19 protein-coding genes and 2 pseudogenes are annotated in these 17,731 nt (G+C 70.0%); 9 read left to right on the top strand and 12 right to left on the bottom strand.

Annotation, left to right across the window (positions count from 1 at the left end; translation table 11 throughout):
* The first annotated feature begins 227 nt into the window (after positions 1-227).
* The 3 genes and pseudogenes from ACH4DZ_RS18265 to ACH4DZ_RS18255 all read left to right on the top strand — a co-directional run.
* Positions 228-1,931: a choice-of-anchor P family protein gene (locus ACH4DZ_RS18265; RefSeq protein ID WP_398288147.1), complete on the top strand. Its 1,704-nt coding sequence runs from the start codon at positions 228-230 to the stop codon at positions 1,929-1,931.
* Entirely contained in the window at positions 1,924-2,262 is a 339-nt protein-coding gene (locus ACH4DZ_RS18260) for a hypothetical protein (RefSeq protein WP_398288146.1), read from the top strand. The genes ACH4DZ_RS18265 and ACH4DZ_RS18260 overlap by 8 nt, the downstream gene beginning before the upstream one ends.
* Position 2,263: 1 nt before the next feature.
* Positions 2,264-2,551 (top strand): annotated as a pseudogene (locus tag ACH4DZ_RS18255) (SAM-dependent methyltransferase); the annotation flags it as partial.
* A gap of 477 nt (positions 2,552-3,028) precedes the next feature.
* Here the strand turns inward: ACH4DZ_RS18255 and ACH4DZ_RS18250 are convergent.
* Entirely contained in the window at positions 3,029-3,427 is a 399-nt protein-coding gene (locus ACH4DZ_RS18250; protein WP_398288145.1) for a PIN domain-containing protein, read from the bottom strand.
* Positions 3,424-3,720, bottom strand: coding sequence for a hypothetical protein (locus tag ACH4DZ_RS18245; RefSeq protein ID WP_398288144.1), 297 nt, complete (start codon positions 3,718-3,720; stop codon positions 3,424-3,426). Before ACH4DZ_RS18245 ends, ACH4DZ_RS18250 begins: the two co-directional genes overlap by 4 nt.
* Positions 3,721-3,821: 101 nt before the next feature.
* On the opposite strand from ACH4DZ_RS18245, the pseudogene ACH4DZ_RS18240 reads away from it, so the two are divergent.
* Positions 3,822-4,027: pseudogene (locus ACH4DZ_RS18240) on the top strand (hypothetical protein); the annotation flags it as partial.
* Between the two features lie 187 nt (positions 4,028-4,214).
* Here the strand turns inward: ACH4DZ_RS18240 and ACH4DZ_RS18235 are convergent.
* Positions 4,215-4,664: a spore-associated protein gene (locus ACH4DZ_RS18235; protein WP_398288143.1), complete on the bottom strand. Its 450-nt coding sequence runs from the start codon at positions 4,662-4,664 to the stop codon at positions 4,215-4,217.
* 117 nt (positions 4,665-4,781) lie between these two features.
* Here ACH4DZ_RS18235 and ACH4DZ_RS18230 point away from each other — a divergent pair, with 117 nt between their 5' ends.
* Positions 4,782-5,444 (top strand): dihydrofolate reductase family protein, encoded by a 663-nt coding sequence (locus tag ACH4DZ_RS18230; protein ID WP_398288142.1) that lies wholly within the window; start codon positions 4,782-4,784, stop codon positions 5,442-5,444.
* Positions 5,445-5,476: 32 nt separating this feature from the next.
* Here the strand turns inward: ACH4DZ_RS18230 and ACH4DZ_RS18225 are convergent, their stop codons facing one another.
* From ACH4DZ_RS18225 to ACH4DZ_RS18215, 3 genes are all read right to left on the bottom strand, one after another.
* Positions 5,477-6,115: a restriction endonuclease gene (locus tag ACH4DZ_RS18225; protein WP_398288140.1), complete on the bottom strand. Its 639-nt coding sequence runs from the start codon at positions 6,113-6,115 to the stop codon at positions 5,477-5,479.
* Between the two features lie 409 nt (positions 6,116-6,524).
* Positions 6,525-7,238: a polysaccharide deacetylase family protein gene (locus ACH4DZ_RS18220; protein ID WP_398288139.1), complete on the bottom strand. Its 714-nt coding sequence runs from the start codon at positions 7,236-7,238 to the stop codon at positions 6,525-6,527.
* Positions 7,235-7,906: a glycoside hydrolase family 11 protein gene (locus ACH4DZ_RS18215; protein ID WP_398288138.1), complete on the bottom strand. Its 672-nt coding sequence runs from the start codon at positions 7,904-7,906 to the stop codon at positions 7,235-7,237. Before ACH4DZ_RS18215 ends, ACH4DZ_RS18220 begins: the two co-directional genes overlap by 4 nt.
* A 386-nt stretch (positions 7,907-8,292) precedes the next feature.
* On the opposite strand from ACH4DZ_RS18215, the gene ACH4DZ_RS18210 reads away from it, so the two are divergent.
* A complete protein-coding gene (locus ACH4DZ_RS18210) occupies positions 8,293-9,078 on the top strand; it encodes an SDR family NAD(P)-dependent oxidoreductase (protein WP_398288137.1) in 786 nt (261 codons plus the stop codon).
* A gap of 35 nt (positions 9,079-9,113) precedes the next feature.
* Here ACH4DZ_RS18210 and ACH4DZ_RS18205 read toward each other — a convergent pair whose 3' ends face one another.
* Positions 9,114-9,785, bottom strand: a complete 672-nt coding sequence (locus ACH4DZ_RS18205) for an enoyl-CoA hydratase-related protein (RefSeq protein WP_398288136.1) — start codon at positions 9,783-9,785, stop codon at positions 9,114-9,116.
* Between the two features lie 266 nt (positions 9,786-10,051).
* Between ACH4DZ_RS18205 and ACH4DZ_RS18200 the strand changes: the two genes are divergently transcribed.
* Both ACH4DZ_RS18200 and ACH4DZ_RS18195 read left to right on the top strand, forming a co-directional pair.
* Positions 10,052-11,485, top strand: a complete 1,434-nt coding sequence (locus ACH4DZ_RS18200) for a PHB depolymerase family esterase (RefSeq protein ID WP_398288135.1) — start codon at positions 10,052-10,054, stop codon at positions 11,483-11,485.
* A 14-nt stretch (positions 11,486-11,499) separates the two neighbouring features.
* Complete coding sequence (locus ACH4DZ_RS18195) at positions 11,500-12,897, top strand: SGNH/GDSL hydrolase family protein (protein ID WP_398288134.1); 1,398 nt, start codon at positions 11,500-11,502, stop codon at positions 12,895-12,897.
* A gap of 46 nt (positions 12,898-12,943) precedes the next feature.
* Here ACH4DZ_RS18195 and ACH4DZ_RS18190 read toward each other — a convergent pair whose 3' ends face one another.
* Positions 12,944-13,471, bottom strand: coding sequence for a MarR family winged helix-turn-helix transcriptional regulator (locus ACH4DZ_RS18190; RefSeq protein ID WP_398288132.1), 528 nt, complete (start codon positions 13,469-13,471; stop codon positions 12,944-12,946).
* Positions 13,472-13,615: 144 nt separating this feature from the next.
* On the opposite strand from ACH4DZ_RS18190, the gene ACH4DZ_RS18185 reads away from it, so the two are divergent.
* Positions 13,616-14,128 carry a YceI family protein gene (locus ACH4DZ_RS18185; protein WP_398288131.1) on the top strand — a complete coding sequence of 171 codons (513 nt, stop codon included), beginning with the start codon at positions 13,616-13,618 and terminating at the stop codon, positions 14,126-14,128.
* Positions 14,129-14,354: 226 nt separating this feature from the next.
* Here the strand turns inward: ACH4DZ_RS18185 and ACH4DZ_RS18180 are convergent, their stop codons facing one another.
* From ACH4DZ_RS18180 to ACH4DZ_RS18165, 4 genes are all read right to left on the bottom strand, one after another.
* Positions 14,355-14,678: a MazG-like family protein gene (locus tag ACH4DZ_RS18180; RefSeq protein ID WP_398288129.1), complete on the bottom strand. Its 324-nt coding sequence runs from the start codon at positions 14,676-14,678 to the stop codon at positions 14,355-14,357.
* Between the two features lie 5 nt (positions 14,679-14,683).
* Positions 14,684-15,244, bottom strand: a complete 561-nt coding sequence (locus ACH4DZ_RS18175; protein WP_398288128.1) for a DoxX family protein — start codon at positions 15,242-15,244, stop codon at positions 14,684-14,686.
* A gap of 209 nt (positions 15,245-15,453) precedes the next feature.
* Positions 15,454-16,158 carry an ABC transporter ATP-binding protein gene (locus ACH4DZ_RS18170; RefSeq protein ID WP_398288127.1) on the bottom strand — a complete coding sequence of 235 codons (705 nt, stop codon included), beginning with the start codon at positions 16,156-16,158 and terminating at the stop codon, positions 15,454-15,456.
* Positions 16,159-16,199: 41 nt separating this feature from the next.
* Complete coding sequence (locus ACH4DZ_RS18165; RefSeq protein ID WP_398288126.1) at positions 16,200-17,690, bottom strand: ABC transporter permease; 1,491 nt, start codon at positions 17,688-17,690, stop codon at positions 16,200-16,202.
* Between the last annotated feature and the right edge of the window lie 41 nt (positions 17,691-17,731).

Genomic DNA, 17,731 nt, shown 5'->3' with positions numbered 1-17,731 from the left:
AGGGCCTTCGGCGGCCGTGCGCTTGCCGAGGGCCCCGCGCATGTCCGCCTCCACGGCCCTTTGCCGAGGCTCGCGCCTTGCTCGCCGGCGTCGATCGGGCACGCCAGAACGGGGAAAGGTTTGTCATGGCCCTGCCTATTGGGCAGGGTGGTGGTCCTCGGCGGTCAGGGCATCGCCGGGGCGCCGGACCGTCGTCTGGTCGGCCCGGCCAGAGGGAGGGGATGTCCATGCCAGTCCTGCAAGGCCACGCGCACACAGTCGCACGCGTCCCGGCCGGCCGCCGGGCTCTCAGATGTTTACCGAACGCTGTACTCGCGCTGCTGCTCAGCCTGTTCGGTGTCCTCCTGGCGCCGGCAGCCGCATCTGCCGACCCGGGCGACCCGAATCCGAACATGATCGACTGGACCGTCGTCGACACCTTCCAGGGGGCCCTGGGCAACGACGTCCCCTTGCGCGAGGGACAGGTCGACTACCCGCAGGGCAACCCTCCGGTGGACGGCTTCGGCAGACGTCACATCCTGGCGCACGGAGTGGTACCCGACCACGAGGACATCCAGGAGACCGTTGGCACCGGTGGCTACTGCGTGCCCGCTCCGGACAACCGGGTGATCTGCACCAACACGGAGATCAGTCTGGTCGTCGTGTACGCAACGCACAGGGATTCGCGCTCGGGCGACGGCAGGCCGTTCGGGATCATCACCGCCTACTTCTTCCTGCCCTGCTTCCAAGCCGCTGACTGTCCCGGCCCCGAACAGCCCCACAAAGTGGACACCAGTCTCGCCTACACCGGTGACACAGCAGTGGTGAACGGTTCCCCGGCCAGGCTCTCGGCGAGACTCACCAACGTTTTCGGAACTCCGATCAACGGCCGTACCGTACGGTTCGCCCTGGGAACCGGGGCCGCGGAGCAGACCTGCACCGGCACCACCACGGCCTCGGGCTCCGCGAGTTGCACCATCGACGCGGTCGACCAGTCACAGGACTCAGGGAACGCGGTACCCATAGCGGCCGCGTTCGCCGGCGACGACGACTACAACGCCTCCAGCGCCGCCGCCGGACTGGGGCTGACCTCACCCACGAAGCTCGACTACACCGGCGTGACCCACCTCGCCAACGGCACTCCGGCCGAACTGAGCGCCGCCCTCACGGACTTCGGCGGCGACCCGGTGTCGGGACGCAGTGTGCGTTTCACCCTCGGTACGGGCGACGACGAGCAGGCGTGCACCGGCACAACGGACGGCGCGGGCTCTGCGACCTGCACCGTGGCCTCGGTCGACCAGCCGCTGAACGACTCCGCCACTGTCACGCTGCGTGCGTCCTTCGCCGGTGACGCGGGCTACCTGGCCTCCGACACCTCCGCGCAACTGAAGCTCCAGTACGCGACGGGGCGCGCCTACGGCGTCTCGGCGCACGTCGCCCTCCTCGGCGTACCGCTGCTGGACGTCGAGCCGCAGCCGGACACCGGTACCGTCCGCACGGCGGACGCGACCACGACCGCCACCCCCTGCTCGGCGGAGTTCAGTTCTCCCCTGCTGTCGGTGCGGAAGCTCTGTCCGAAGGTCACCACGTCACTCGCCCCCGGCGAAGTCACTGCGTCGTCCACCGTGGCACAGGCGCGCATCGGACTGACCGGTGTGCCACTCATCGAGGTGTCCGGCCTCACCGCGACCTCCACCAGCACGTGCGGAAAGACCACTGGCAGCACCACACTCACCCTGAAGATCGCGGGAGTGCCGGTTACCGTGTCGGGAGCTCCGAACACGGAGATCCCGCTGCTCGGAGGGGGTCGGCTCATTCTCAACGAACAGATCCCCTCGAACGGTACCGATGCCGGACTCAAGGTCAACGGGGTCCATCTCGTCCTGCCCGCCGCCGGAGGTGAGGTCGTCCTCGCCTCCACGGACACCGCGATGCACAACTGCGGTGGCTGACGCCCACACCGCCTGGGGCGGACCGCAGGAGTACACCGACGCGTTCCTGCGATCCGCCCGTCGTGCTGTCCAGGATCTGTGCGAGCGACGGGGCGGTGAGTTCGAGTCGCTCTCGCACGACGTCGTCCACGACACGGCCGACGACATGATCATCGCCGCTACGGCAGTGGTGCTCTTCCGCGGCCGCCGCTGTGTTTTCCGCCGCGGTATCTGGCCTCCGAGCCATCCCGCCGCCACCCGCGCCGCCATCTACGCGACCGTCCTGGAGGAACGAATGCTGACGGGGGTCCGCCCCCTTCCGAGCGACGACACGCCACCGCTCGACCTCTGACGGGGCCGCCTGGTTCGCCGACCCGGGCCGTCTCTTCCCGCTTGTCCGCCGGCGGCTCAAGCCCGGTAACGTCTTCGTGTTCTCGCAGCCTCCGGCCATCCCGGGCGCGTACGGGCCGCAGGGCATGTGCAAGGGCGGCTTCGCCGCAAAGGCGATGTCCACCTACCGCTACAGCTACCGCCTGGCTGTCTGGGGACGTCTGCTCACCCGGGCCGGGTTCGCCACTGCTGAGGCGCAGGTCCTCGACGCGCCCCACCCGGGGCACATCGGGACTCTTTACGACACCGCCATCGGTGCCGTACTGCCGCGTGCTCGCACCGGGACAGCCCTCAGAGCCTTCCTCGACCAGTCCCTGTCCGAACTGGTCGACGCCGCCGGCGCGCGCTGCGTACAGAGCCACGGCATCCTGCTCGACAGTGTCTCGGCGGCGACCCCCGCGGACCTGGTGCCCGTGGCGCCCGCCGCAACCAGCCGGTGGATGACGGGGGATGCGGGGGACGGCGGTGCGTGTCCGGCCGATGCCCGCCCGAACGGCTTCCACCGGTGACGCTCCGCGTGCGGGCGTTCGTAGGACCGGCAGGTCGCGTGTGTCTCCGCCGACCCGTATTTCCGGATTCTCCCCAACGATCTGGACCGGTGGCCGACCCCGGGCCGGGGCGGCGGACGGGCATCGCCGGGCCGGGCCGGTGCGCCACGTCCGGGCGTCAGGGGGAGCACGGGCACACCGGAGGGAGCGAGCTGCGAAGGGGGACGGGCCGTGTCCGGCTCAGAGCTTCACGACGACCACGCGGTCGGCGCACAGCTTGCGCATGTCGTCCTCGTCCGACGTGAACACGGTGACCGGGCCGGACTGCCGGAGCGCGACGGCGGCCAGGGCCGCGTCGATGGCGTACTTGTGGCCGTGCAGGCCGGTCTCCTGGAGAAGGCCGGTCGCTTCCTTGGCGATCTCCTCGGTCACCGGCTCGACCCGGATCTTGGAGAGTGCCCAGTGCCACTTGGGGAGGTGGCACGTCGGATCGTAAGCCTCGATGAGTGTCATCGAGGTGGTGACGACCGGGATACCCGCGTCGTCGGCGTGCCGCAGGTAGGCGCCCATGCGGCGCTCCCCGCGCACCCACCGCGACAGCCCTTCGCTGTCGAGTACGTACATCCGGTTTCCGGTCATGCGGCAGCCCGCTTCCGCTCGTGCGGCTGCTCACTGCCTTCGCGGGCGCCGGCCCGCTCGGCGTGCTGCCGCTCCAGGTCGCGATGCTCGGCCTCGACCTCGGCCAGTTCCGCCTCGGTGATCTCCCCGTACTCGGACTCCCACCACCGCACCGCCTCGTGCAACCGCTCCCGCTCCCGCTGGCGCTCTATGGCGTGCGTGACATAGCGGCTGAAGCCGCCGGGGCCGACCTCGGCCCGGATGGCCTCGGCCAGCTCCTCGGGAAGCGTCACGGTGTACTTCTTGGTTGCCATACCTTCGACCATACCGAGAGCCCGGCCGGGCAGCCAGTTGACGACAGACATCCCGCGCGATCGAGTGCAAGCGGTGGCGGAAGCCGTCAGGTGGAGAGCGTGAGCGGCTGCTGGAGAACTTCGACGAGGCGCTGGCGCTCATCAAGTCCTCGCTCGTCGGGCACCGCTCCAAGGCCGCCTACCTGCACGGCTCGTTCGGTTCCGGTAGGTCGCACTTCATGGCCGTGCTGTACCCGCGCTGCTCAGCGGCGACCCGGCGGCCCGTGCCCGTAGCGGGTTCGACCCGGTACTGACCACCAGACGCTACTCCGCCCCAAGTGCTCCGTCACTTCAAGGACCAGCCCGACTCGTCTGCCGCTCGGCGTTTTCGCGGGGTGGAGCATGTTCGCGAGGGCCGGGACAGGCGGACGGCCGCTGCTGTGGGACGCGTCCCGGAGCAGCGGCCGTACTGGAGGGTGTGGTCGTGCAGGGCGGTCACCTGCGCGGCGAGGGGGTCAGCGGGTGGAGGTGACCCTGTTTTCCTTCAGGGCCGCGCAGTTGGAGCCCGTGATCTGTACGAAGACGTTGTTGATGCTGCCGCCCCAGTCGATGCAGTGGCCCTTGCCGTACACGTACGCCGGGCCCGCGTACGACGTGTACGCGCCGTCGTCGCCGGCGCCTTCCTGGGTTTCGGGGACGTAGACGTACGCGGACATGTTCACCGCGGTGCCCGGGTTGTTGCGGATGGTCGCCACACAGTTCTGGCCGTTCGAGGCGTTGTACGTCAGATAGACGGTGCCCTGGGAGCCGACGGCCGCCGAGTTCACGGTCTTGTAGGCGCTTCCGCAGACCTTCTGCGGCGTGGTGTTGGGCGCGGCCGAGGCGGGCGCCGCCAGCGCGGTCGTGGTCCCCACCGCCAGCGCGGCGAATGCGGCAGCGGTCAGGACGGAACGGTTCAATCGCATGCTTCCCCCATGTGGTCCAAGATCTGTGGTTCGCGGGGTTCAGTGTCTGTGGCTGTGCCGGCGTGCCGCAAAGCTTTCAACGATGGTCAAATAGTTCGGACGCGGGGAGGACTGCTGATGCGCAGCGTGACCTATTCGATGAACGTCTCGCTCGACGGCTACATCGTCGGACCGGACGGCGACTTCAACTGGACGGCGCCCGACGAGGAGGTCTTCCGCTTCACCATCGACGAGACGCGGAAGGTCGGCGTCTACCTGCTGGGACGACGGCTCTACGAGACGATGCTGTACTGGGAGAACCGGGAGAACTGGGAGAACGCCGACCAGCATCCGTTGCTCCACGACTCGAAGCATGAGTGGGCCGCGCTCTGGAATCCGCTCCTCAAGGTGGTTTTCTCCACCACGCTGTCGGCGGTGCGGGGCAGTGCCCGTCTGGCCTCCGGCGGCCTGGCGGAGGAGATCGAGCGGTTGCGGGCCGAGCCGGGGGAGGGCGAGATCGCGGTCGGCGGGGCGACCCTCGCCGCCCAGGCTGCCGCGCTGGATCTGATCGACGAGTACCGGGTCAAGGTCTACCCGGTGCTGGTCGGCGGTGGCACTCCGTTCTTCCCTCAAGCCGAGCGCCGCGCGAATCTCGAACTCGTCGAGACCCGCACACTCGGCTCAAGTGGCTCAAGTGGCTCAAGTGGCTCAAGTGGCTCAAGTGGCTCCAGCGGGTCAAGTGGCTCCAGCGGGTCAAGTGCTTCGCGCATCGTTTATCTGCGCTATCGCGTGGTGCGTTAGTCGTACCGCAGGCGTCCGAAGTCCCGCGTCGGTCATTTGCCGTACGCCTGCTTCCAGCGCGCCCGGTGGCGGGGGTCCCCCTGGCCCCGGCCGTTCACGCCCCACAGCGAGGCGAGCGAAACCCCGTTGTTCCAGAGCCCCAGGTGGTCCCGGTGCACGGCGAGGATTCCGTGCTCGACCGCGAATTGCTCGGAAGGGCGGCTGAAGCGCGTGGTCGCCACGAAGACGGCCAGATCTGCCCGGAAGTGCACCTTGGCGCCCAGCAGATCGCGCAGCTCGCGGCTCGCGATCGTGCTGCTCGGCGTGTACCGCTTGCACTGGATCACCATGGTCCTGCCGTCCGGGAGCCGCCCGAGGACATCGGCACCGTTGTCGTGCGAACCGCCCACCCGACGGACCTCCGTACATCCGTCGCGGCGGCACAGACCGGCGACCAGTTCCTCGAACTCCGTGCCGGTCATGGCGTCCACCTGCGCGAGGGTCCGGCGGCCGGCCTCCACCTCGTCGTTCCGACGCCAGCGGAGGTCCTGCGCGCGCACGATCCGGTCCGTGCGCCACAGCCACCAGCCCACCGTCCCGACGCCACCGAGGAGCACGGCAGCCATGACGTAGGGCCACACGGTCGACCAGGACGACGCGAGGAGGCCCAGCAGCACAACGCCGCTGATCACGGCCGCCTTCGTTCGCGCCCGTGCCCGTGCCCGTGCCCGTGTGGCCGTACGTGCCCGTGCCCCCGTCCGTGCCCCTGTCTTCTGCCGCTTGCGAGCAGCCATCCCCGTCCCTTCCTGACGTTCTGACGTTCTGCCGTCCTGACGTTCCGTTGGGCAGTCTGGGCAGCGCGGCGCCGGGCGGGAAGAGCGCGAGTCGGCCACGGCCTGATCGCCCTCCACGGCTCACTCACTCACTCACTCACTCACTCACTCATTCACTCACTCGCTTGTTCGTTCGCTCGCCGGCGACGGCCGACGCCAGGCCGACCGTCGCCGTGAGCAGTCGTGCAGGTCGTGCAGGTCGTGCAGGCGGTGCAGGCGGTGCAGGTCGTGCGGGTCGTGCAGGTGGTGTTCGGTGTCTGCCGGTGTGTCAGGGAGCCACCGCTTGGCCGGTCTGCGGGGAGATCCTGCCTGCGCACAGGCCGCGGGCGGTCAGGCCCTGCGCGATACGCGGGATCGCGGCGAGCGTGTTGGCGGACCAGTCGTGCATGAGGATGACCTGGCCGTTGCCGAGCCGCCCGGCGGCCTGCACGATGGCGTCCGTGCTCGCGCCGTTCCAGTCCTGCGAGTCCACGTTCCAGATGATCTCGGTCAGACCGTACTTGGCCTCGACCGCCCTCACCGTCGAGTTGGTCTCGCCGTACGGCGGCCGGAACAGTTTCGGCGTACCGCCGCCCGCGGACGCTATCGCCTGCTGGGTCCGCGAGATCTCCGAGTCGATCTGCGCTTGGCCGAGCTGGGTCAGATGCGGGTGGGTGTAGCTGTGATTGCCGACCCACATACCCGCGTTGACCTGCGCCTGTACCCGGGACGGGTTGGCGGCGGCGTAGTTGCCCTGGTTGAACATCGTGGCCCGCAGTCCGTTCCGCGTGAGTGCGCTGAGCAGGGCCGGCGTGCTGCTGGACGGGCCGTCGTCGAAGGTCAGGCCGACGTATCCGTTGCAGGCGGCAGCAGCGGAGGCGGAGGCAGTGGTAGCCGGCGCCGCCCCGGCGTCGGTGGCGTTGACGGTGAGCGTGCCCGCGGCCGTCAGCGCGACGGCGGCCAGCGCGGTCGTCAGGGGACGTGTCCGGGTGCCGGTGCTCATGCCGCCACCGTGATGCTTGAGCTGCCGCTGCTCTGGTAACCCTCGGTCGCGAGGATCATGTAGTACTTGAAGCTGCCGAGGGGCATCCCGGCCCGTGCCCAGGCGTCGAAGTGGTTGCCGGTGGTGATGCTGCCGCCGGTCCTCTTCGACTGCCGGACGCTCCAGTACTGGTTGAAGGTCTTCGTGCCTTCGACGGACGGGGCGTTGTACCGCGTCGTCTGGTAGATGTCGTACGTGCCGCCGTCGCTGGTGACCGTGCCCTTGTACGTGCCCGTGGGCCGGTAGTTGCCCCAGTTGTCGACGATGTAGTACTCCACGAGCGGGTTGGCCGTCCATCCGTAGAGGCACAGGTAGGCGTTGCCGGACGGGTTGAAGGCGCCGGAGTAGGTCACGGTCCTGCGGCTGCCGTTGCTCCAGCCCTTGCCGGCGACGAAGTTGCCGGTGTTCCTCCAGGTGGTGCCGTAACTGCCGCCGGAGCCCAGGTTCATGGAGACCGTGCCCTGCGCGTCGGTCCAGAACGAGTAGTAGTAGCCGTTGTTCGTGCCGGTCTGGTTCGTGGTGACGACCGTGTCGGCGTGGGCCGTGCCGGGCAGCGTGAGCGCGGTCGCGGCGCCCAGCAGCATGGCGCAGGCCTGCCTGCGGCTCGGCTGTGCGGGTGTGAGGTTCATGTGCGGGTTTCCCTCCGTCTTCCACGGGGTGGGTTTGGTCGAACAGTGTTGACCTGGACCCGTCAAGCGTCAACAGTTTCGCCCATGATTACGAAACATTCGTGTGGGACGGGGTGGCGCGGGAGGGTTAATTGCCTGGTGGGGGGCGCCAGTTGGGGTCCTCGCGTCATCATGCACATGACCCCTGCCCGATAGAGATCAAATAAAGGAGGTCACATCTTCGAATGTTTCGAAGAACTTACGGAGCGAAGGGCGGCCGACCGTCGTGCACGCGGCGGCGGCCGGCTCGTGTGCTGGATGGTGGGGCCGGGCATCCCTGAAGACACCATCAGGATCAGCTGAGTACGGGCCGCCGCGCCTGTGCCGACCTCCAGGGAGGACCAGCGATGAGCTCCAGCACAAGCACTACCGGCATCACCGGGCTGTCCGGTAAGTCGGTCGTAGTGACCGGGGCCGGTTCCGGGATCGGCCGCGCCGCCGCGCTGCGTTTCGCGGCGGAGGGCGCCCGCGTCCTCCTCGCCGACATCAACGCCGACGGTACGAAGGCGGTCGCGGCGGAGATCTCCGAGGCCGGGGGCGCCGCCGTCGCCGTGATCGGGGACCTCGGGGATCAGCGGGTCGTCGACCAGGTTGTCGCCACCGCCGTGGACTCCTTCGGAGGCATCGACGTGCTGGTCAACAACGCGGGCGTCATGGACAGGATGTCGGCCGCCGCCGACACCGCCGACGAGGAGTGGGAACGCGTCCTGCGCGTCAACTTGACCGCGCCGTTCCTGCTCAGCCGGGCCGCGCTGCCCCACCTCCTCGCGAGCGGCAACGCGGCGATCGTGTTCACCGCTTCCGAGGCGTCCCTGCGCGGCAGCGCCGCCGGTACCGCGTACACGGTCTCCAAGCACGGCGTGGTCGGCCTCGCCAAGTCCCTCGCCGTCATGTACCGCGACCAGGGGGTGCGGACGAACGCGATCGCCCCGGGCGGCACGGTGACGGGCATCCAGGTCGACGTGGACGCGGAAGCGCACGGCCCCTCCGTGCTCATGGGCTACCTGGGCAATATCGGCCGTACGGCGACCGCGGACGAACAGGCCGCCGCCATCGTCTTCCTGGCCTCCGACGCCGCGAGCAACATCAACGGGGTCGTCCTCCCCGTGGACAACGGCTGGTCCGCCGTCTGAGCCCCCGGATCCGCGAGCCGCCGTGTCCGCCGGGGTCAGCCGAGGGTGTTGTCCCTGGTGCGCAGGGTGCTCAGGACGGGCGCGTACATACGGGACTTGATGGTGGCGAGGGTCGGTCCGGCCTTGCCGGCCTGCGCCGCGGCGAGTTCCACCGCCTTCGCGCGTACGGAGTCCTCGGCCACCGCGTGGTCGACGAGCCCGGCGTCGAGGGCGTCGCCGCCTCCGTAGCGGCGGGCGGTGAGCATGGCCTCGTGCGCGGTACGCGGATGCAGCCGGGACTGGATCAGCGCGGCCATGCCCGGGGTGAAGGGGATGTTGATCTCGGCCTCGGGCAGACACCAGTAACCGCGGTCGGACCGCATCACGCGGAAGTCGTGGGCCAGGGAGAACATCGCGCCGGCCGCGAAGGTGTGCCCCTGAAGGGCGGCCACGGTGATCACGGGCAGGGACAGCGTCCGCGCGAACAGCTCCTGGACGCCGCCGACATAGTCCTCCTGCTGATCGGCGTGGGCGAACAGCCAATCCAGGTCGAGGCCGTTGGAATAGAACTTGCCGGTGGCGGCGGTCACCAGGGCGCGCGGACCCTCCGCCTTCTCGACCTCGTCCAGCGCGGCGTTGACGGAGGCGAGCCAGTCGGGGTGGAAACGGTTCTCGCCGTCTCCGAGGTCGAGAACGAAAACGTCGTCCTGGCGGTCGAGCGTCGGCATGGTGACTCCTCACCGGTAGCTACTTGCGAGTAACTTAATGCGTGACGTGTGGGTCGTGCAATGGATACGGCCGATCGCCCGTCGAAATCATTCGTCCCCGCTGGCCGGTTTCGGTCTCCACCCCGCCCCCGTGGGAGCGCTTCCATGGCAGGGCGACAGCGCAGTCATGCGCATGCCATGCGGCTGGCCCCGTCTCCTGGCGTCGTTCCATCGCGCCGACCCCGCATGCCCTCGTACCTCACAGCCGTGCTCCGGAAGGGACGGACATGTCCGCCACTGGACGCAACACCGTGCGCAGCCGCACCACGCGCAGCCGAGTCCCCGGCCATCACGCCGCGCACGACAACGCCGTGCCCGGCAACACCGGCCGCAGACGCCCGCGTTCGGGGCTCGCGGTGCTCTTCGCCGCGCTGGTGTCTCTGGTGTCCCTGCTCGCGACGGTGCTCCTGAGCGCACCCGGGGCCGTCGCCCGCGAGCCGGTCGAGAAGGCGTCCGTCACGACGAAGGCCGCCGCCGCGCCCACCGCGGCCCTCACCGAGGTCACCAACTTCGGCAGCAACCCCAGCAACCTCCAGATGTACCTCTACGTACCGGACAGCGTCACCGCGAACCCCGCCGTGGTGGTGGCCGTCCACTACTGCACGGGCTCCGGCCCGGCGATGTACTCCGGCACCGAGTACGCCTCGCTGGCCGACACCTACGGGTTCATCGTCGTGTACCCGTCGGTCACCCGCGCCAGCAAGTGCTTCGACGTCTCCTCGCCCCAGGCGCTGACGCGCGGCGGCGGCAGCGACCCGGTCGGCATCAAGTCGATGGTCGACTGGGTGACGCGCACCTACTCCGCCGACACCGGCCGCATCTTCGCCACCGGCATCTCCTCCGGCGCGATGATGACGAACGTCCTGCTCGGCGACTACCCGGACGTGTTCGCCGCGGGCGCCGCGTTCTCGGGCGTACCGTTCGGCTGCTTCGCCACCGCCGACGGCTCCGAGTGGAACAGCGCCTGCTCCGGCGGCACCGTGATCCACACCCCGCAGGAGTGGGGCAACCTGGTCCGCAACGCCTACCCGGGCTACACCGGCGCGAGGCCGCGTATGCAGGTGTGGCACGGCACCGAGGACGACGTGCTGCGCTACCCCAACTTCGGGGAGGAGATCAAGCAGTGGACGAACGTGCTGGGCGTCGGCCAGACCCCGGCCGCGACCGACTCGCCCCAGTCCGGCTGGACCCGTACCCGCTACGGCGCCACCGGTGACCAGGCCCCCGTCGAGGCCATCAGCCTCCAGGGCGTGGGCCACAACCTGTACGCCTGGGGCATGGCGGCCCGCGTCCTCACGTTCTTCGACCTGGACAGCTCGGGCCCGGGCCCCCAGCCCCAGCCGGGCGCCTGCAAGGTGACCGCCACGACCAGCGCCTGGAGTACGGGGCTGACCGGCTCCGTGACGATCACCAACACCGGCACCTCCCGTATCGAGGGCTGGCAGCTGGGCTTCACCCTGCCGTCCGGGCAGACCGTCACCAACGGCTGGGGCGCCGCATACACCCCGGCGAGCGGCGCGGTGACGGCCACCAACGCCACGTACAACGGCACGATCGCGGCGAACGCGAGCGTCAGCATCGGCTATCAGGCGAGTCATACGGGGAACAGTTCGGCACCTGCCGCCTTCACCCTCAACGGCACTGCGTGCAGCGGTAGTTGAGAAGCGTGAGACCGATGAGATCCGTGCAGGACGGGCAGGCCGGGCAGGGCGGGCAGAACGGGCAGTCCGTGGAGCCGTCGAGAGCGCGGTCCTTCGTCCCTCTCGTCACCGCCTTCGTACTCGTACTGGCCCTCGCCGTGAGCGTGTCCGCCGTGGTGGCCCTGGCGCAGGGGCCCCGGGGCGCGGACCGGGCTGCCGCCGGGCCGGCCGGGTCGGCCGCCCGGCACTGGGTCAACACCTGGACCGCGATGCCGCAGCTCACCGAGCCGGGCAATATGCCGCCCCCGCCGTTCACCGAGGAGCGGGCCGTCCTCGTCGACACCACCCTGCGGCAGACCGTGCGGGTCTCGGCCGGCGGCGGGCGCGTCCGGCTGCGGTTCTCCAACGCGTTCGGCGACACCGCGCTGCCCCTCACCGCCGTGAGCGTGGCCCTTCCGCTCGGCGGACGGGCCGGAGTCAGTGCCGTCGAGCCCGGCTCGCCGCGGCGCGTGACCTTCGCCGGACGCGCGTCGGCGACCGTGCCCGTCGGGGCCCAACTCGTCTCCGATCCGCTGGACTTCGGGCTGAAACCGGGTTCCGACCTGACCGTGACCGCCTACCTCGCCGAGGGCCAGCCGTCCACCGCGCTCACCTCGCACCCGGGGTCGCGCACCACCTCGTACCTCCAGAAGGCCGGTCACGCCGACCGCACCCGGGATCTCGACCTCCCGGGGGCGACCGCCGTCAACCACTGGTACCTCCTCAGCGACGTCGAGGTGCTTTCCGGCCCCGGTACGGCGGCGGTCGCCGTCCTGGGCGACTCGCTGACCGACGGGCGCGGCTCCACCACCAACGGGAACGACCGCTGGACCGACCGCCTGCGGGACCGGCTCCACGTGCACCCCGCGACCGGCGGGGTCGCGGTGCTCAACCAGGCCGCCGGAGGCAACCGCGTCCTCGACGACGGTCTCGGCCCCAACGTCCTCGCCCGTCTCGACCGGGACGTCCTGTCCCGCAGCGGAGTCTCCTGGCTGGTCGTCTTCGAGGGGGTCAACGACCTCGGAACCGCCGCCGCCACGCCCGCCGCCCAGCGAGACGTCACGACCGAACTGATCGCCGCGTACGAGCAGATCGTCGTCCGGGCGCACGCGCAGGGCATCCGCGTGTACGGGGCCACGCTGACGCCGTTCGGCGGCAACGCGATGTACGACGACCCCGACGGGCACCGTGAGGCGTCCCGGCGGGAGGTCAACTCCTGGATCCGTACGAGTGGACGGTTCGACGCGGTCGTCGACTTCGACCGGGCCGTCCGCGACCCGGCGGAGCCGCGGCGCCTGCGGTCCGCGCTGCACGACGGGGACTGGCTGCATCTCAATCCGGAGGGGTACCGGACGCTGGCCGCCGCGGTGCCGCTTCGGTTGTTCCGGACGTGAACCAGTGGATCCGCCGGTTCGTCGACTTGGTCGTCCGGTAGTCCGGTCAGGCGGTCTTCTCCGTGGGGTCGGCGGGCAGGGGCAGGAGGTCGTGGAGCTGTGTGTACCGCTGGGCGCAGGCCGTCTGCGCGATGGCCCGCGAGACGGCGTCGGCCAGCGGGCCCGTGGACTCGCTCAGCAGACGGCGGGCCTTGTCCGTGAGGGCCACCTCGATACCACGCCGGTCGCCGCACGCCGAGTTCTTGGTGATCAGGCCCGCGTGCTGCAGACAGGCGACCTGGTACGTCAGCCGGGTCTTCGGGCGGCCCAGCAGCTCCGCGATCCGGGTCATCCGCAGGCTGGAGCCCGGCTGGTCGGCCAGCAGGCACAGCACCAGGAACTCGTCGTGCGAGACCCCCATGGCGTCCTTCACGCGTGAACGCAGCTGTTGCTCGATCGCGCCGGCCGCCGCCAACAGGCGCATCCAGGAACGGAGTTCGGCCGGCAGCAGGCTGTCCTCCGGTACGCCCTCAACGTCTTCGGCGCCCGGCGGGACGGATGAGGGCTGGTCGGCGGGGGCGGAGGAGGCGGCCATGGTGACACAGTCTACCGGTTGTCCATTTTTGGATAACCGGCTAGCGTGGGGTCATCCAAATTTGGATTACCGATTCGTTCGTCCGTGCACATCCGCACGCATCCCACGTCCGCGAACACCCGCACTCATCCCAGGAGAAGTCCCATGACCGTCGCTGTGGAAACCGGCCTGTGGCGGCTCGACGCCGTCCGCTCGACCATCGGCATCGAGCACAAGACGATGTGGGGTCTGGTCACGGTGAAGGGCGCCTTCAGCGGTGTCGCCGGTGAGGGCGAGGTCCAGGCCGACGGCACCGCCCACGGCGCCGTCACGGTGGACGCCGGGTCGCTCGACACCAAGAACGCGAAGCGTGACGCGCATCTGCGCGGTGCCGACTTCTTCGATGTCGAGCGGCATCCGACGCTCGTCTTCGCCGTTCGTGACGCGGTGGTGCGGCCGGACGGCAGCGTCGGGATCGAGGGCCAGCTGACCGTCCGGGGGGTCGATCGGCCGCAGTCCGTGACCGGCACGGTCACCGAGTCGAGCGCGGACGCGGTCACGCTCACCGCGGAGTTCACGGTGGATCGGGAGCAGTTCAACCTGGGCTGGAACCAGTTGGGCATGATTCGGGGGCTGACGGCTGTCAGGGCGACGCTCAGGTTCACGCGGAGCGTGTAGCCGCCTGGCGGGGTGCGCGTGTTCTTCGGCTGCGGGGCGGTGGGGGCTGGTCGCGCAGTTCCCCGCGCCCCTATAGGGAGCTTGAGCCTACGTGGGACGACAGGTTTCGGGTGCGGGCCGGTGGGGCCGGTCGCGCAGTTCCCCGCGCCCCTTAGGGGGCTTGAGGAACGTGGGTTCGGAGGTTGGCCGGGCCGGTGGGGGCCGGTCGCGCCGTTCCCCGCGGCCCTTAGGGGCGTGCGCGGGTCGTCACGCGGTTCAGGTGGGTCGTGAAGATCTCCTGGGCGTCGGGGGAGAGTGTTCGCAGTGCCACCGCGGCTGTGATGATCACGTCGCAGAGTTCCGATCGCACGTCGTCCCACGTGTGCGACACGCCCTTGCGGGGGTTCTGGCCGGTGGCGCCGATGACCGCCTCGGCGACCTCGCCCACCTCCTCCGAGAGCTTCAGCATCCGCAGGAGCAGGGTCTCCTGCGGTGGGCGGTCCGGCTGGGACCTGGCCAGCCAGTCCTGGAGGTGCTCGATGGACTCCCAGAGATCACCGTCGTGGCTCATGGAACTCAGACTGCCACGCCCTCCTCGTCGAACAACTCACCCTGCTCGCCCTCCTCCTGGCGTCGCACCCGCGCGTACCGCGCTCCGATCACCACCAGGGTCGCCGCGGCCGTTCCCGCGAGAGCGACCGGCACCATCCAGTTCCGGTCGACCGTGTGGCCCAAGACGTGGTCGAGGGAGATCCGGCCGGGGCCCGTGACGGCGAGGCCCGCCGCCGCGAATCCCAGGTACGCCGCGTACTCGTAGCCGCCGCTCATCGCGAAGAAGCCGTTCGGCGCGTGCACCGCGGCGGCTCCCGCCATCGCCCCGGCTGCGGCCGCTCCGGCCGCCGGGGTGGCGAGGCCCAGCGCGAGCAGCGTGCCGCCGCCCGTCTCCGCCAGGCCCGCCGCGGCGGCGCTCGCCCGGCCGGGCGCGTACCCCACGGACTCCATGAACTCGCCGGTCCCGGAGAGGCCGCCGCCGCCGAACCAGCCGAAGAGCTTCTGTGCCCCGTGCGCCGCCAGCACTCCGCCCGTACCGAGGCGGAGCAGCAGCAGTCCCAGATCGCGTCGGTCGAAACAGGTCACGGTTCCCGTCACTCCTCGCATGTCCGCACCCGCACGCCCCTTCTGGCGTACGCGCCTGACCACCGTCGCACCGAACAGCCGGCCGGGCCTTCGCCGGCGCCGCCGTTCGGGTGGCGCCGACAACGGCCCGGCGCGGCCGTCGCGACCGGCGAGAGGCCGCTCACCGGTGAGGGTGAGCGGCCTCCGAGGGAACCGTACGGGCGGACCGGTCAGAGCGCGGGCTGCGGCTGTGGCCGCGGCTGCTGCTCGGTCAGGGCGATCCGGCCCTTCTTGATCGTCGCGAGCCGGGGTGCGCGCCGGGCGATCGACGAGTCGTGCGTGACCATGACGAACGTCAGCCCGTGCTCCCTCCACAGCCCCTCCAGCAGGGCCATGATGTCGTCGCGGGTGCCCTCGTCGAGGTTGCCCGTGGGTTCGTCGGCGAGCAGCACCTTCGGGTTCTTGACCAGCGCGCGGGCGATCGCGACGCGCTGCTGCTGACCACCGGACAGCTCGCTGGGCGCGTGCGTGAGCCGGTCGCCGAGACCGACCGAGCCCAGTGCCTCGGCGGCCTTCGCACGCCGCTCGGCCGGCTTCACGCCGAGCGGTACCAGCGCGGTCTCGACGTTCTCCTGCGCGGTGAGCGTGGGGATGAGGTTGAACGACTGGAAGATGATGCCGATCTTCTCGGCGCGCACCCGGGTCAGCCGGGCCTCGCTGATGGACGCGAGATCCACGCCGTCCAGCTCGACGCTGCCGGAGGACGGGCGGTCCAGGCCGCCGATCATCTGCAGCAGGGTCGACTTGCCGCCGCCGGTGGGGCCCTGGATGACGAGCTGGTCGCCGTCCTCGATGGTGAGGTCGACGCCGCGCAGCGCCTCCACGGTCTCCTTGCCTCTCGTGTAGTTCTTGGTGACGCCGGTGAGCTTGTACATACGTCTTCTCCGTAACGTGCCGTGGTGTTGAGGGGCGGGGGCTACGACACGCTGCGCAGCGCGTCGGCCGGGCGCATCCGGGAGGCGCGCCAGCCGCCCATCGCACCGGCGATCAGACCGCCCGCGACCGCGAGGCCCACGGCGAGCGCGATGGTGGTGACGGAGACCGGGGCGGACAGCGCGATGTCGAGGGTGCTCGACGCGCTCTGTCCGCCGGGGCCGCCACCGCCGCCGGGTCCACCGCCGCCGGGACCGCCGCCCTGGCCGCCACCCGTGGAACCGAGTTCGGCGGTGAGGGTGGGGCTGACGGCCGTGACCGCGTACGCCGCCGCGAGGCCGAGGGCGATACCGAGCGCCCCGCCGAGCAGGCCGTTCACGACCGACTCGCCGACGACCTGCCGGGTGACCTTGCGGCTCGGCCAGCCGAGCGCCTTCAGTGTGCCGAACTCCCGCACCCGGCGGCTGACCGCCGACGAGGTGAGCAGCGCGGCGACGAGGAACGCGGCCACCAGTACCGCGACGGAGAGCCACTTGCCCACGCTGGTCGCGAGGTTGGAGGCCGTCGACAGCGAGCCGGAGACGGTGTCCGCGAGATCGGCCGAGGTCGTCACCGTCGTGCCCGAGATGTTCTTCTGGATGGCCGACTTGACCGCGTCGATCCGCTGCGAGTCGGACGCCTTCACATAGATCGTGGAGATCTTGTTCTTGGAGTCACCGAGCGTCTGGGCCTGCTTGAGCGGCAGATAGACGTCGGTCGTCGACTCGCTGCTGTCCGGGGTCACGATCCCGATGACCTTGTACTTGGTGCCGGAGATCTTGACGCTCTCGCCGACGGTGTACTTGTTCTCCTTGGCGTACGACGTGCTGAGCACCGCGACCTTCGCGTCGGTCTGCGCGGCCGTGAACGTCCTGCCCTTGCTGATCTTCGTGGTGGCGAGCGGACCCAGCTCCTGGTTCGTGACGTCGATGCCGGACACCGCGTACGAGTTCACGTCGAAGGAGGCGCCGCCGCCCTGCACCTGGGGCTGACCGGTCGAACCGCCGCCGCCCGTACCGCCGGGGCCGCCGCCCTGGCCCTGCGAGCCCTGCGAGGAGGTGTCGGTTTTGGCCTTGCCCTGGGTGAAACTGCCGTCGACCTTCGTGACGTTCAGGGTCAGCGCGCCCACCGCGCTCGCCACGTTCTTCTGCGCGGCGACCTTGTCGATCAGGGCGGACTTGAGCGTCTGACCGCCCTGTGTCGTCACGCGGTCCGAGCTCTGCTCCTCGTCGTCGTCGGAACCGGCGTCGAATTCGAAGTTCGGTCTGCCCGACTGGTTGTTGCCGGAGGAAGGGGCTTCCCTGGCCTTGGTCACCGTCATGTCGGTGCCGAGTCCGTACAGCGACTGAAGGACCTTGTCCTGTGCCTGTGACATGCCGGCCGACACCGAGTTGACGGTGATGACCAGCGCGATTCCGAGCGCCAGACCCATGGCGATGACCAGAGCCGACTTCTTGCGCCGGCTCAGCTCACGCTTGAGATAGATGCCAAACATCCCTGTCCCTAAGGTTCTTGGCGCCCGCTGTGGGCGCTGCC

Origin of the sequence: Streptomyces sp. NPDC017991 (genome assembly GCF_044328075.1) — a bacterium.
Classification (GTDB): Bacteria; Actinomycetota; Actinomycetes; order Streptomycetales; family Streptomycetaceae; genus Streptomyces.
This window is presented reverse-complemented; position numbering and strand designations above follow the sequence as displayed.

What these genes read in the sequence shown, in the direction of transcription:
- ACH4DZ_RS18265 (WP_398288147.1), top strand. Translation starts at nt 228, where the DNA reads ATGCCAGTCCTGCAAGGCCACGCGCACACAGTCGCACGCGTCCCGGCC.
- ACH4DZ_RS18250 (WP_398288145.1), bottom strand. Translation starts at nt 3,427, where the DNA reads ATGACCGGAAACCGGATGTACGTACTCGACAGCGAAGGGCTGTCGCGG.
- ACH4DZ_RS18245 (WP_398288144.1), bottom strand. Translation starts at nt 3,720, where the DNA reads ATGGCAACCAAGAAGTACACCGTGACGCTTCCCGAGGAGCTGGCCGAG.
- ACH4DZ_RS18235 (WP_398288143.1), bottom strand. Translation starts at nt 4,664, where the DNA reads ATGCGATTGAACCGTTCCGTCCTGACCGCTGCCGCATTCGCCGCGCTG.
- ACH4DZ_RS18230 (WP_398288142.1), top strand. Translation starts at nt 4,782, where the DNA reads ATGCGCAGCGTGACCTATTCGATGAACGTCTCGCTCGACGGCTACATC.
- ACH4DZ_RS18220 (WP_398288139.1), bottom strand. Translation starts at nt 7,238, where the DNA reads ATGAGCACCGGCACCCGGACACGTCCCCTGACGACCGCGCTGGCCGCC.
- ACH4DZ_RS18215 (WP_398288138.1), bottom strand. Translation starts at nt 7,906, where the DNA reads ATGAACCTCACACCCGCACAGCCGAGCCGCAGGCAGGCCTGCGCCATG.
- ACH4DZ_RS18210 (WP_398288137.1), top strand. Translation starts at nt 8,293, where the DNA reads ATGAGCTCCAGCACAAGCACTACCGGCATCACCGGGCTGTCCGGTAAG.
- ACH4DZ_RS18205 (WP_398288136.1), bottom strand. Translation starts at nt 9,785, where the DNA reads ATGCCGACGCTCGACCGCCAGGACGACGTTTTCGTTCTCGACCTCGGA.
- ACH4DZ_RS18200 (WP_398288135.1), top strand. Translation starts at nt 10,052, where the DNA reads ATGTCCGCCACTGGACGCAACACCGTGCGCAGCCGCACCACGCGCAGC.
- ACH4DZ_RS18195 (WP_398288134.1), top strand. Translation starts at nt 11,500, where the DNA reads ATGAGATCCGTGCAGGACGGGCAGGCCGGGCAGGGCGGGCAGAACGGG.
- ACH4DZ_RS18190 (WP_398288132.1), bottom strand. Translation starts at nt 13,471, where the DNA reads ATGGCCGCCTCCTCCGCCCCCGCCGACCAGCCCTCATCCGTCCCGCCG.
- ACH4DZ_RS18185 (WP_398288131.1), top strand. Translation starts at nt 13,616, where the DNA reads ATGACCGTCGCTGTGGAAACCGGCCTGTGGCGGCTCGACGCCGTCCGC.
- ACH4DZ_RS18180 (WP_398288129.1), bottom strand. Translation starts at nt 14,678, where the DNA reads ATGAGCCACGACGGTGATCTCTGGGAGTCCATCGAGCACCTCCAGGAC.
- ACH4DZ_RS18170 (WP_398288127.1), bottom strand. Translation starts at nt 16,158, where the DNA reads ATGTACAAGCTCACCGGCGTCACCAAGAACTACACGAGAGGCAAGGAG.
- ACH4DZ_RS18165 (WP_398288126.1), bottom strand. Translation starts at nt 17,690, where the DNA reads ATGTTTGGCATCTATCTCAAGCGTGAGCTGAGCCGGCGCAAGAAGTCG.